This is a genomic window from Anaerotignum sp. (assembly GCF_017483025.1).
Lineage (GTDB): Bacteria > Bacillota > Clostridia > Lachnospirales > Anaerotignaceae > Anaerotignum_A.
Genome location: NZ_JAFUMA010000066.1, coordinates 111,288 through 125,109 on the forward strand (window position 1 = coordinate 111,288; position 13,822 = coordinate 125,109).

Consider the following 13,822-nt stretch of genomic DNA (forward strand, 5'->3'; position numbering starts at 1 on the left):
TGCCGTTCAGGGGTGAAAAATGACTTTTCGAGCAAGTTCAATATTTATTTGCCGTTAAAGCGGTCTTCTCCGCTTTTCAAACAAAAAAGACCGATTTTATCGGTCTTATGTCAGTTCAAATATTAAAATACGTTCCCGTTCATCCTTACCTTCGAAGAGGTCTCTGCAATCGATCTCCTCCACAAAAGCCAGCGCGTACATAGTCATCAGATAAACCAGATATTCATCATTGGGATAATAGAAAAGCAACCGCATTTTTCTGGGGTTTTCGTAGTAAGATTCTAAAATACGCCCCATAACGCTTTTCAAAATCTCCACGGAAAAGGGATTGAAAAAATAGAAGCAGTTCGCATCCTCCACCTGAAACTCTTCCGCGTTGACGCAAAGAAAGGTCACGCCCTGTCCTTTTGCAGCAGTCGTTTTATTCTGCTCCGCCTGTTGGAAAATTTCTTCGTTATATTCCAGACCAATGGCACGGCAGCCAAGGGCATAATGCAGGAAAAAGCCCACTCTCCCCTTGCCGCAGCCATAATCCACTAAAATACTATCTTTGCTGATATAGCCGCTTTCTGTCAGCCGCTCTAAAACAGAATAAGGCGTCGGTTCATAGGGGTAATGATACTGGTCTGCATGGGCATCCAGCCGCCCAATGGTATGTATTTTCAGTTTTTTATCCCACTGCTGTTCTGTCATGTCTCATTCCTCAGGCCGCAGGGCCGATGATGCCTTTCATCAGCAGAAAAACCAGCACCAGACAAAGGACAAAAACACCGCCCCATTTTACCACAGAATGTTTTTCCTTTTTCAGCTGAATCCCATAAACGAAGGCGATGCCGGAAAACAGCGCCGCGATCCAGCTGCAAAGCAGAAGGATGATATATATTGGCTCTGGAACGATAAGCATACTATCCATGAAAATTCTCCTTGTTCATATCATAAACGTTCTTTTCGATAATGAATTATTATATCATAAAAAAATCCGTAAAAAAAGAGCCCGCATTTCTGCGGGCATAAAAATCATATAAAAATTTCAGATCATTTCTTGGAGAAGCCAGCCAGGCCAAAAGCCGCAGGGCCGCCATGGGTCGTAATAACACCGCCGGCCTGGATCCATCTTGTCTTTTTGAAGCCTGCTTCTTTTGCTGCATTTTCAACCACTGCACGCACTTCATCGGAGAAGCCGATCACATATACGAGCCACAGACATTCTCTGTCCAGATCATATTTTTCTGCATAATCTGCTACCAGCTGTGCTGCCACCTTGTTCATCTTGCCGCGATATTTCTTTGTCGCCATCAGCTTACCATCCAGAATTTCAATGACGGGATGCAGATTCAGGATGCGGGCCCCCAGGAATGCCACGTTGCTGACACGACCACCAGCACGCAGGAATTCCAGATTATCAGGCATAAAGCACATATTCGCGCGGGAGATCAGGTCTTCTGCCGCTTTTACTGCTTCTTCGATGGTCATATCGGGGTTGTCTCTCAAAATTTCCGCCATAGCAATGACGATATTGCACTGGCCTGCAGAAACCTGCTTTGTATCGATGATGGTCACATAATCTCTATCTTCCGCCGCAATCACTGCGCTCTGCATGGAGCATGTGGTGATGGCAGAATAGGCCAGATACAGCAGGTGGGCATCGGGGTATTCTGCATGGATGGCATCAAATGCTTTTTCAAAGTCCTCGGGCGTGCTGCCGCTGGTTTTAGGCAGCTTGCCTGTGGACTGATAGTAATCCACGATTTTTTCAACAGGGAATTCGCCATCGTCCAGTGTTTCTGTATCAAAAGAAACATGCATGGGAACGATCTTAACACCATATTCAGCCGCCAGCTGGGCATTTACATCAGAACCGGTTTCAGCAACAAGAATGATCTGTTTCATAACTATTTCCTTTCGTTACCACTTACAAGGTTATCTTAAATAATCTTACATGGTTTACGATACCATGTCAATGGTTTTGTCATACTCCTCATATTTCCTGTAAAGAAAACTTTGCTTTCTTTGTCCCAAAAACCTCTGCTTGCACAAAAAAAGGACACAAAATGCTTCCTCCTGCAGGGTTGCCCTTTGTATCCTTTTCTATTCATTCTTTTATTTTTTCACAAGGCTGCAGATCAGCTCAGCGCAGGTATCGATGCCCATGGATGCATCCAGGCACAGGGTATAGTTGCGGGGTTCTCCCCAGTTCTGCCCGGAAATATTGCGATAATATGCCGCTCTGGCATCATCGGAGCGCTTCAGATAGCGATAGGCTTCCTCTCTCGTATCGCCATACATCTCCATGATCTTATTCACACGGTATTCCTTTGGCGCATGGATGAAGATGCGGATCACATTATCATAATTTCGCAGCACATAGTCTGCCGCTCTGCCCACGATGACGCAGGCGCCATTGTCGGCAATTTTATGGATAACCTGTTCCTGGGCAATGACGGCCTGTTTTACCACTGTCGTACTCAGATATAGCTCATTGAGGATGCCGGGCGCATTATCGTTCAAATCAGAAATAAACGCTTTATCCAGACCGCTTTCCTGTGCCGCCAGAGCTGTCATTTCTTTATAGTAGAAAGGAATGTTCAGTTTTTCTGCAACCACTTTGCCGATCTGCTTGCCGGCAGTACCATGTTCTCTGTTGATAGTGATAATCGTACCGGGCTGAGAAGCCTTGATGATACAATCTGCAATTTCTTCTGCCTTTTCCTCTTTTTTCAGGCCCCGGAAGAAGGGCACTGTCAGGCAAAGGATAACAACAACTGCTACCATATCAGCCATAGGCGCCGCAAACAGGATACCATTGATACCGTTGCCCGCTTCTGCGCTTTCCAGGAAACGAGGCAGGAAGAGAGCCAGAGGTGTAAAGCAAACGATGTCTCGGATCAGAGATGCCACCACCGCGCGAACGGACTTGCCGATGGACTGGAAGAACACCGCTGTCATCTTCACCAGGCAAGTAATGGACATCAAAGAAAGATAAATACGGAAGGTCTTGATGGCAAATTCCTGATACAATGCGTTCCCGGAACCAAAAATACCAATGACCAATTCAGGGCGAAGCTGGAAAATCAACGTTGCCACAATGCCAACAACCAACGTGGATTTCAGCACCAGCTGATAGGTTTCGCGCACACGATCCATGCGTTTCGCGCCGTAGTTGTACCCGAAAATAGGCTGACCGCCCAGAACAATACCCGTTACGATATTGCAGACTACCGTATACACTTTTGTCTGGATACTGAATACGGAAATAGGAATATCAGGGCCGTATTTAGACAATGCGCCATAATGAGCCAGCGTCATATTGCCGACCAGAGACAGCACAACAATGGAGATCTGCGTCACGAAGGTGGCTGCCCCCAGGGAAATGGTGCTGCGCAGGATGGCCCCATCTGGAAGAAAGCTTCTCTTTGTCAGAACAAAGCTCTTCGGCTTTCTGAAATAAACGGCGCATACAACGAAAGATGCTACCTGACCGATGGCTGTGGCCCATGCCGCACCGGCAATGCCCCATTTCAGCAGAAAAATGAAAACAGGGTCTAAAATGATATTGATGACAGCCCCTGTCAGCATAGCTGCCATGGCAAAGGCAGGGCTGCCATCCGCACGGATCATGCTGTTCATCACATTCAGCAGCAGATAGAAGGGGAAGAACGCCGCCACGATACGGAAATATTCCACCGCCATATCCAAAGTCTGGCTGGATGCACCAAAGAGACTCATCAGAGGTGTGGCAAACAGCTGACAGATCAGCAGCAGAACGATACTGATCAGGAATGTAACGGTGATGCCTGTACCTACGCATTTATGGGCACTGTCGGAGTCCTTTCTGCCGGCACAGATGCTCAGATAAGAGGCTGCACCATCCCCTACGCACCATGCAAAAGCATTGGCAATACAGATAACAGGGAAGGATACCCCTGTTGCTGCGTTACCCAGATAGCCCAATTCACTGTTGCCGATAAAAATCTGATCGACGATATTATAAAGGGCACTGATCAAAAGCCCCATGACACAGGGCACAGAGAATTTCAGCAATAACTTCGAAATTTTCTCCTGCCCCAGGATCATATTTTCATTTTCCATTTTCTTCTCCTCCTTTTCTTCCTGAATAAAAACGAAATCAAAAAAACCGTAATGGCTTTGCTATATTCCTTCTGAAAAAGGCTTATAGCAAAACTATTACGGTAGTTTGTAGACACATTCATCCAATCATGAATTTATATAAGCATTTATAAAATTGTACAGTCATCGGAACTATACAATGAGATATTATAGCACAGTCTTCCCCGCGATGCAATACCCTCTTGCAGAAAAACAGCGGCGGAACGTTCCGCCGCTATTCTGCCTTTCTGTTGTGTTTCCATTCGCTTATCGCTTGCTGTCTCTTTCCTGCTGGATCTCCAGCCGTCTCTTTGTTGCTTCATCCAGGCCTTCCATAGCCGCCTCATCCAAAAGACGTTTTTCTTCTTTCAGTTCATCTGTATAAGGAAGCAGACGCCCTTCCAGATAAACATATTCTTCGGAGGTTCGGAAGATGGTATTGCTGGAGCCCACCTGGCTGATGGTGACTACATCCCAGTCCTCAAGGTGGCTCTTTTTCAGCTTCAGCATATTGGTATTGATGAACTTGCGGGATTGCTTTTCGCCATTGATATATACCTGGCTCCATTTCGTAAAGTTTTCCCCGATGAGGGTGTAATATCCCTCCACGGATTCACTCATATACAAAATCTTCGCATCCCGAACGCCCATTACCATATGGCCTTCTGTGATAACGGGATTCCCGTCATATACATACTGCTTGCCATAGAGCAGGTCATACTGCAGCAGCTCCAGGTCCATCATGTATTCATAGTTATTGGTATCTTTTCTTGCCTGATGATAATTGAAAACGGTGCCTGCATGCAGACCCAGACGTTCCATAACCGTCGCCATCAGCTGATAGGTAGGGATCGTTCCGTCCTGTTTTTCCAGGCCGATATTATCCCAGATCACATAATTGGTGTTGAACAGGGAATTGCTCTTCATATCGGAATCCTGCAGGCCCAGCGTAGGCAGATGGTCGCCATAGAATACGACTACTGCAGGCTCTCCCCGTTTATCCACCATATCCACCAGATTTTTCGCAAAGGTATCCATTTCGTATACCTGGTTACAGTAATAATCCCACTGGTTATTCTTTTCCTGTGTCTCCAGACCGCCTGCCATCAGATGAGGGTCCTTGCTGATCCTTTCTTCGGGATAGCTGCCGTGGCCCTGTACGGTGATGGTAAATACAAAGTCCTGCTGTTCTGTGCTATCCAGACAGTCTTCAATATGGGTCAGCAGCACATCGTCCTTCGCCCAGCCTGTCTCAGTGGTTTTGAAATTCATGAATTCCTTACATACGAAGGTGTCGAAACCGATATTATTGAATACCTTCGCACGGCTATAGAAATTACCGCTGTGGTTATGGATGGCATGGGTGCCATAGCCAAAAGAGCCAAAGGCCGTTGCGGCACTTTCTGCCGTGTTTTCCTTCAGATATGTCTTGTAGGGATATTCCCCGGGGCCAAAATATCTCAGGCTCATGCCTGTCAGCACTTCAAATTCCGTATTCGCTGTGCCCGCGCCGATGGAAGGCACCTGGCAATAGCCAGAAGAATATTCTTCTGCCATTTTTCTCAGATTGGGCAGCGGGTCTTTAGATGTCTGCAGCGCCTCAAATTCCGATGTATCAAAGAAGGATTCCAGCTGTACCACGATCACATTGGGCAGCACTTTTGCTTCCGATGTGTTTTCCGTTATGGCTCTGTCATTGCTGACTTCCATCATCTTCGCTTCTGTATAGCCATTGGGCTCGGAAATCCCTGTATTAAAGATACTTGCCGCGAAGCAATAGGGAAGACCATAATCCTGATATGCGAATGCGATATTTGCAAAATACGTAGAAACGATACGATTTTCGACCACATAATCTGTCAGGGCCACATAGCCGCCAAAGGATGCCGCAACCAATACCCCAGACAACAGATAATTGATCTTTCCTTTATACTTCCCGGCCATTTTCCAAAGGTAGATGACCAACAGGATAGCAAACACGATGGCAGCGATCAACCCTGCCAGTTCCAGATTATTGAAATAATTCGTGGAAATGGAAAGACCTTCCTGCAGCGTCTTCAGATCCTGCGCATTGAAGGGTGTTACTCGTCTGGACAGGATGACGCCGTTCACAATACCAAGGGTCAGCCAGAGCAGCGTGATGATCACGCGGGTAAATACACGCCGTTTGAACAGATACGTGATGGAAAACGTCACAAAGATCATAAAAGCATTATACAGAAACGCCTTTGTAGATACCCTGGAATATTCCCATGCTGCAAACACAGAATGTCGGGAAATGGCTTCGATGATAAAATAAATGATGATCGCCCATACCCCATGCAGCACCAGAGAAAACTGATTCAGTCGAGGATAGATTTCCTGCAGCTTTTTCCCAAAAGCACTGTTTTGAAATGCCTCTGTTTTTGCAATGTGGTGATCACACAGCTTCTGGCGAAACGCCTTCACATTCGACCATCTCAATGCTTTCAATTGATTTATCGCGCCTTTGATATCAGGCTTTTTTATCCGAATTTTTCTCATTTACAGACAACTCCTTATGATTTCTGCTTTGAATCATTTCAAAGCTTCAAACGGAACAAAAAACGTCCTTTGCAGCAATCTGCAAAGGACATAAATGATACAAGACTACTTTCTGATGATAGACTTGAAATGTCGATTTGTCAAGTTTTTAAGAGAATTTTAAGAAATTCCCAGCATATTCTCAATAAAGATCCCGCAGCCTCTTTCCGGGCCATTGACCATCACATAAGCCACAGCCCCAATGAGTTTCCCATCCTGCAAAATTAGACTGCCGCTCACGAGTGATTATCATTACGGATAACATCTATCTGCCTCCCTGAAATCACTTTTTTCAATTCGCAGATAATCCTTGCAACATCTTCGCCCACGCTATCCAAATCTGTAAACAAATCTGCGTATAGCTGATTGATATTTTCCTCAAAATTGGCAGGAAGCACACTGCACTGTTTTTTGCACAGGGAGACAAGACGTTTTTCACCCGGATGAGTCAGCTCGTTCATCGCCCAGATAATATCAAAGTAGGACTCCATAAATGCCGCGGTTCTGTGTCCGATACTCACCAAGTCTTTCCGCTCTACTGCCTTTGCAATTTGCAATGGATAAGCCGGCATTGCATCGGATATAAGCTTCATGTTTTTGCTTATGATATTTTCTTTCAGCTGCTTTGGATATGGCATTGAGAAACGATCTTTAACAGCCTGTAAACGTCCATCTCTGTCATAAATGATTTTGCAGGTTTTCAAATTATGCCACATACATGTAGTGTAACCATTACATGCCTGATATTGCTCTACTACAGAAGCGACATTTTCTGCAAAGCTATCCAGATCACGATAAAGGATATCGATGTCAATTCCATTCTTTAAAACACAGTTATCTTCATATTCCCAAAAATGGTTGCCGATTTCCATGAAGGAACAATACTTTTCTAATATGCAGAGACGCACATCCTCCTCTATCGCTGAAGTGCAATACAGATAAACATCGTAATCTGATTTTTTATCATATACTTCGCCTGCCCGGGAACCACCTAAAGCAATTGCTTCGATTTGCGGCAAAGCTGCGAATTCATCAAATAATTTTTCTACCATGCCCATGGCCTCCAATCATAAACAAATATCTATAAATCCAGTATAGCATAAAAACAAAAAACAATAGAAGACAAACTCCAAAATGTAATTTCTGTTTGCAATCACAACCTCATTTGCACCTTTACAGAACACAACAATCCGGCCGTATTCTTCAAATTGGCTAAAGGTATATATTTCATAATTGTGCCTCTCTTTCTTTTTGTACATAAAAAGCAGGCAACACAATAAAATATTCATTGCATTACCTGCTTTACGGTTATTCAGCCGCTTCTAACATATTCTCTATAAAAATGCCATAGCCTCTCGTCGGATCATTGACCATCACATGGGTCACAGCCCCGATGAGCTTCCCATCCTGCAAAATTGGGCTGCCGCTCATGCCCTGCACGATACCGCCTGTCAACGCTAGCAGTTCTTCATCGGTGATGCGGATGGTCATATCCTTATTGTTTTTCCCGCCGTTTCGATTGATACTTTCAATCTTCAGAGAATATTCCTTCACCGCTCCGCCTTCCAGATTGGAAAGAAGAACGGCTTCACCTTTTCTGATTTCCTCCGCTGCGGCAATAGAAAAAGCTGCTCCGCTGAAAGCTGCTTTCTCCGCTGTACCATAAATGCCTGCCTCCGTATTTTTTTCGATGCAGGCCAGTTTCCCCTCCGTATCTACTTTTCCTGTCAGTTCCCCTGCTTTGCCTTTCTCTCCTTTTATGATTTCCGTCAGGTCGGCCTCCAACAGAGAACCTTCCCGTATCGACATCAGTTCGCCCGTATCCACATCGTAGACACCATGGCCCAATGCCCCGAAATTGCCATTATTCGGGTCATAATAGGTCACAGTGCCAATGCCCTGGATGCTGTCCCTGATCCAGACGCCGATCTTGTAAGTCTGATCTGCCATACTGAATACAGGGGTGATCTTCACTTCCTTTTTCCTGCCATCTCGTTCCAGAAGCAGTTTCATCGGCTCGCCGCCGCTGTTTTCCACTGCCGTAAGAAATGCTTCCTTATTTTCCAGTTCCTTCCCATCCGCCTGCAAAATCAGATCTCCAATCTTCAGGACGCCTTTGCTTGGCTCATAGGTCTCGTTATCCTCGCCGCTGACAAAGCCCGTCCCCAAAACCAGAAGACCTTTTGTATCCATGGTAACGCCGACGGTCTGCCCTACCGGCACCAACTCCTGCGCTTCCGATGCCCGGGCCGTTTGGGGCAGCCAGAGCAGAATGGGTATCAAAACTGCCAAAATCGGAAATACTGAAAAAAATCGTTTTTTCTCCGTCTGCTGCATCTTCTCCTCTCCCAACTGTATTTTTCGGAACAAAAATTTGACGTTTTTTGCTCCGTATTTACTTTCTCTGAAAAAGAAAATCGATATACCGCCCAAAAGCACCAGAATCATACAACCTGCGACAGCTTCAAAGAAATCGTCCTCTGGCAATTTTTTTATTTTGAAATGAAAAAAGGGTGCCTTAGACACCCTTAAAACCACTGACGAAGCATCCGCTGCAGCATGGTATTGATATTGGCCTTTTCCACCGTTTCCGCTGTTACCAGATCCGTTCGCCCCACTTCCTCGCCGTTGATGAGATAAACCAGTTCGCCTGCCTTTTCTCCCGCTGCCACAGGGGCATCCATGCCGGGTAAAGTTTCCGCCCTTGTTTCCCAATCGCTTCCTGCATCCTTTTTCAGAAGCATGGAAATTTCTTCTTTTACTATTATAGGAACAGTATTCTTCATCCCCTTCGTCACGGGGATCTCTGCCATCTCCTGCCCCGCAGGCAGACCCTTTTGGGCGCTAAAATTTGCAAAGCCATAATCCAGCAGCTTCATAGTCTCCTGAAAGCGCACCTTGAAATCAGGCGCCGCCATGACAACACCGATCAGATGCAGCCCATTTCGCTCTGCCGTGCCAGAAAGGCAATAAAGGGCTTTTCCGGTAGAGCCTGTTTTCAGCCCCGTTGCTCCTTCGTACCATTTGATGAGCTTATTGGTGTTCGTCAGGCCAAATTCAGATTCCCCCTTGCGGGTCTTATGTACAATAGTATCCTGCCATGTGGTGGTGTATTCCTGAATTTCAGGGAAACGGGTCATCAGTTCCCGGCTCATCAGAGCGATATCATAGGCGCTGGTCTCGTGTCCATCCACATCCAGCCCGCAGGCATTGACGAAATGAGTCTCTTGCATGCCCAGTTCTTCCGCCTTTTTATTCATCCGCTCCACAAAAGCCTCTTCGCTGCCTGCCACAAATTCTGCCATAGCCACCGCCGCATCATTGGCAGAAGCAATGGCGATGCATTTCGTCATATCTGCCGCTGTCTGGTTCTCTCCCGGCTCTAAAAACACCTGTGAACCGCCCATGCTGGCTGCGTGTTCGCTGACCTGCACACTGTCCTCCCATTTGAATTGCCCCGCCTCTTCTGCTTCATAGATCAAAAGCATGGTCATCACCTTCGTCACGCTGGCAGGGGGCATAGCTTCGTGGCTGTTCTTTTCGTATAATACCTTCCCCGTTCCTGCATCCATCAGCACCGCACTTTTGCTTTCCAACGTCAGCGGGTCTGTCTCCTCTGCATAGACAGGCAATAGCGACCCGATCACAAAAATCAGCGTCATCAGTGCCGCCAAAAACCCCTTTCCGTATTTTTTCATCCGCCCATTCCTCCCAAAAACATCTTACTGACACTGTATGTTTTCCTCAAAAAAGATATGTCTTTCGAAAAAATTTGTCGACTTTCTTAATTCTTTCTTAAATTCATGGAATTTTAATAAAAACCCCTTCGTTTTATAATATAATCTTGATATAGTTGTTACAACTTTGATATAATGTCATTATCTATGAAAAGAAAAAGGAGGTCTTTCTCTATGAAATACAATAAAGCAAAACATTCCGTTGCTTTTGTACTGGCTGCCCTGTTGGCTTGCCAGCCTGTTTCTGCCGCTGCAATCACATTCGCAGACATGAATCAGGTGCCCTGGCCCGGTGCAGAAACATCTATCAATAAAGCGGCCGAACTGGGCCTGGTCGTTGGGGAAACGATCAACGGTAAATCCTATTTCCGTCCCAGAGATTCCGTTTCTCTGGCCGAATCCTGTCAGCTGGCATATAAATTGCTGATCCAGACAGGCAAGGCATCCTCCGATTCTTCCATCACTGAAAAATGGTCTACCGTTCTGACTACATATGGCATCCACGAATGGGCACATCCTGCTATTTCCTTCTGCCTGGAAGAAGGCATCATCTCCATCTCCAATCTAGGCAGCTTTATGAAAAACGGCTCCAATCTGCCTGCTACAAGAGAACAGGCCGTCACTATTCTGGGCCGTGCCCTGACAACAGGCGTATCCTCTTATACAGCTAACGCAACATCCACCAAATTCAATGACAACGGCAGCATCTCCTCTGAGGCAAAGCCCTATGTTGCACTGTTGAATGAAGTTGGCGTAGTCAATGGCGATGATACAAATAAATTCAACCCTAAAAGCACACTGAACCGTACAGAAACAGCCGTGTTGGTCTCCAATCTGTATAAAGTGCTGGATGAAGCGGCTGCGCCCGTGGTAACGCCCACTATTACTTCCCAGAGCGGTACCATCAAGGATATGAACAGCCTGTATGTAAACTTTGAAAACAGCAACGCTTACTATCTGTTCTCCACCAGCGGTGTTACTGTAACGCTCAACGGCGATTCCTCTTCCGTTTCCGAACTGCTGACACTCTTTAAGGATGGCGGCACCATCACAGCAACTCTGACACTGGACAGCAACACCCGCGTGACAAAACTGGCGGCAACCTCCGATGACACAGAGAAAACAACTGAAAAAGAAACAGAAGGCACACTGACAAAAGTAAAATACGATGAAGATGACGACGACGGCTATATCGTTATCAATAAAACAAGCACCTACACCATTGATGACGCCGGCGATGTAGATATCGAAATCGATGATGATGAATACGATCTGGAAGAACTGTATGATCTGTTCGAAGAATGCGAAGAGGATGACAAAACCATCGAAGTAGAAGTTACTCTGAACAGCAAAGGGAAACTGACAAAAATCGTAGGTTCTGTAGAAGATGATGATGCCGTCAAAGGCGAAGTAAAATCCATGAGCTATGATGAAGATGACGAAGAAGGCTCCATCAAAATCGGCAGCAAAACCTACGAAGTAGAAGATACCAGCGACGTGACCGTGAAGATCGATGGAAAAACAGAAGATTTCGAAGAACTGTATGACCTGTACGAAGATGATGAATACCTCTATGTAACACTGACTCTGGATGATGATGACTACATCACGAAGATCGTTGCATCTACAGAAGAAGAGGATGCTGAAGAAGAGGTAGAGGGCGAAGTAGAAAAGGTCGAATGGGACGAAGATGAAGACGAAGGCTCCATCAAAGTTGACGGCGATACCTATGACGCCCCCGATACAGAAGATGTGGAAATCGAAATCCAGGACGGTGATACTGAACTGGACAGCTGGGAAGAATTGTACTATGCCTTTAAAGATGGCAAGGAAATCGAAGTAGAACTGGTCGTTGACGGTGATGAGGTAACTGAAATCACAGGTAAAGTAACCGTAACAAAAGGCTATCTGGTTGGCTTTGGCGACGACTACCTGAAACTGGAAGGCAAGAAGAGCGAAGACAGCTTCAAATATTACTTCACAGAATACGACAGAGATGATGAAGACGAAGAAGAAGACTGGGAAGACGATGCAAAAGATATCGATGTAAACGGTCTGAACAATATTGATAATCTGTACGACTTCTATGACGTATGGCTGGATGACGATGATACAGATCTGGATGATGATGTATTTGAAATGAAAATCACACTGGATGATGACGGCTTCATCGTAGAAATCGATGCTGACCTTACATAATTTTAAAGATCAACCCCCGCATTTTGCGGGGTTTTCTTTATTTGACAAAATCTGCCCGGAGAGATATGATAAAGAAACCATAGATACGGACAGGAATCCGGTGCGAATCCGGAACAGTTTTATCCCTGCTGTGTGAGCAACGAAAAAAGTCATATACCACTGGAGGCTTCTCTGGGAAGGGACTTTGAGTAGGCTTTTGGCTCGAGTCAGAATACGCGTCCGGAAAAATATCTAAACAACCAAAGGCATAAATTGGGGGTTTCTTTTTGTTTCCCTCAAGAAAATTGGAGGGGATTTTTATGAATAAAAAAACCATGATTTTAGCAGCCATTCTTTTCGTTCTCTGCTTTGCCGCAGGAAGGATCTATTCTCAGAATAAAGGGGAAACCATAGCCGGCGCAAAGGAAATCGATGTGATCGTTATCCACGCAGACCAGAGCGAAAATACCTTTACTTACCAAACCGATGCAGAATATCTGGGCGAAGTGCTGCTGGAAAATAAACTGGTGGATGGCGAAATGGGCCAGTACGGCCTCTTCATCACATCCGTTGACGGAGAAACTGCCGACGACAGCAAGCAGCAGTGGTGGTGCATTACCAAAGGCGGCGAACAGTTGAACACTTCCGCTGATACCACTCCTATTGTGGACGGCGACCAATTCGAACTGACCCTGACGGAGGGCTATTGATGGAACGCAGCAAAGTTTATGACCTGGCATTGATGGGCGTGCTGACTGCCCTGCTTTTCATGGGACAGGTCATCATGTCATTTCTGCCAAATATCGAAATCATCAGCTTGCTCATCCTCCTGTATACCATCTTTTTTGGCAGGAAAGTTTTCTGGATGATCTACTGTTTCGTTTTTCTGGAAGGATTTCTGTATGGATTCGGTATGTGGTTCTTCAATTACCTCTATGTCTGGACTGTACTAGCACTGGCCTGCATGCCTTTGAGAAACAACCGTTCTGCGGTTTTCTGGAGCATCGTTTCCGGGTTCTTCGGTCTTTCCTTCGGCACTCTCTGCACCCTGCCCTATCTTCTCACAGGCGGCCCCGCAGCGGCCTTCTCCTACTGGGTATCCGGTCTGGGGTTTGATATCACCCACTGCATCGGCAATGTAGCGCTGTGTCTGGTGCTGTTCAAGCCATTATACTGCCTTTTGGAAAAAATAATAAAAATAAAAGCCCTGAGTTGAAAATACTCAAGGCTTTTTTTCA

The 13,822-nt window shown here is 45.8% G+C and carries 12 protein-coding genes and 2 riboswitches; of the genes, 3 read left to right on the forward strand and 9 right to left on the reverse strand.

All coding sequences use genetic code 11. From position 1 onward, the window contains the following. Positions 1–105: 105 nt before the first annotated feature. From IJ369_RS06025 to IJ369_RS06065, 9 genes are all read right to left on the reverse strand, one after another. A complete protein-coding gene (locus IJ369_RS06025) occupies positions 106–693 on the reverse strand; it encodes a class I SAM-dependent methyltransferase (protein ID WP_290717213.1) in 588 nt (195 codons plus the stop codon). Between the two features lie 10 nt (positions 694–703). Further along, positions 704–913, reverse strand: a complete 210-nt coding sequence (locus IJ369_RS06030) for a hypothetical protein (protein WP_290717215.1) — start codon at positions 911–913, stop codon at positions 704–706. A 122-nt stretch (positions 914–1,035) separates the two neighbouring features. Beyond that, the gene (locus IJ369_RS06035) at positions 1,036–1,890 is read right to left on the reverse strand and encodes a DegV family protein (RefSeq protein ID WP_290717217.1); all 855 of its coding nucleotides are present in this window, start codon (positions 1,888–1,890) and stop codon (positions 1,036–1,038) included. Between the two features lie 210 nt (positions 1,891–2,100). Then, a complete protein-coding gene (locus tag IJ369_RS06040; protein WP_290717219.1) occupies positions 2,101–4,089 on the reverse strand; it encodes an MATE family efflux transporter in 1,989 nt (662 codons plus the stop codon). A gap of 65 nt (positions 4,090–4,154) precedes the next feature. Then, a riboswitch (purine riboswitch) is annotated at positions 4,155–4,251 on the reverse strand. 123 nt (positions 4,252–4,374) lie between these two features. Further along, positions 4,375–6,630, reverse strand: a complete 2,256-nt coding sequence (locus IJ369_RS06045) for an LTA synthase family protein (protein ID WP_290717221.1) — start codon at positions 6,628–6,630, stop codon at positions 4,375–4,377. A 159-nt stretch (positions 6,631–6,789) separates the two neighbouring features. Beyond that, positions 6,790–6,909: a SpoIVB peptidase S55 domain-containing protein gene (locus tag IJ369_RS10905; protein WP_442859671.1), complete on the reverse strand. Its 120-nt coding sequence runs from the start codon at positions 6,907–6,909 to the stop codon at positions 6,790–6,792. Then, complete coding sequence (locus IJ369_RS06055; protein ID WP_290717223.1) at positions 6,906–7,721, reverse strand: DUF4037 domain-containing protein; 816 nt, start codon at positions 7,719–7,721, stop codon at positions 6,906–6,908. Before IJ369_RS06055 ends, IJ369_RS10905 begins: the two co-directional genes overlap by 4 nt. Positions 7,722–7,977: 256 nt before the next feature. After that, the gene (spoIVB, locus tag IJ369_RS06060; RefSeq protein ID WP_290717225.1) at positions 7,978–9,006 is read right to left on the reverse strand and encodes a SpoIVB peptidase; all 1,029 of its coding nucleotides are present in this window, start codon (positions 9,004–9,006) and stop codon (positions 7,978–7,980) included. Positions 9,007–9,197: 191 nt separating this feature from the next. Then, complete coding sequence (locus IJ369_RS06065) at positions 9,198–10,367, reverse strand: D-alanyl-D-alanine carboxypeptidase family protein (RefSeq protein ID WP_290717226.1); 1,170 nt, start codon at positions 10,365–10,367, stop codon at positions 9,198–9,200. A gap of 213 nt (positions 10,368–10,580) precedes the next feature. Between IJ369_RS06065 and IJ369_RS06070 the strand changes: the two genes are divergently transcribed. The 3 genes from IJ369_RS06070 to IJ369_RS06080 all read left to right on the forward strand — a co-directional run bounded on the left by IJ369_RS06070 (position 10,581) and on the right by IJ369_RS06080 (position 13,800). Then, complete coding sequence (locus tag IJ369_RS06070; protein ID WP_290717227.1) at positions 10,581–12,605, forward strand: S-layer homology domain-containing protein; 2,025 nt, start codon at positions 10,581–10,583, stop codon at positions 12,603–12,605. Between the two features lie 39 nt (positions 12,606–12,644). After that, positions 12,645–12,843: riboswitch (cobalamin riboswitch) on the forward strand. Between the two features lie 61 nt (positions 12,844–12,904). After that, positions 12,905–13,294, forward strand: a complete 390-nt coding sequence (locus IJ369_RS06075; RefSeq protein WP_290717229.1) for a DUF4430 domain-containing protein — start codon at positions 12,905–12,907, stop codon at positions 13,292–13,294. Further along, on the forward strand, positions 13,294–13,800 hold the full coding sequence (locus IJ369_RS06080) for a hypothetical protein (RefSeq protein WP_290717230.1): 507 nt from the start codon (positions 13,294–13,296) through the stop codon (positions 13,798–13,800). The genes IJ369_RS06075 and IJ369_RS06080 overlap by 1 nt, the downstream gene beginning before the upstream one ends. Positions 13,801–13,822 lie beyond the last annotated feature (22 nt).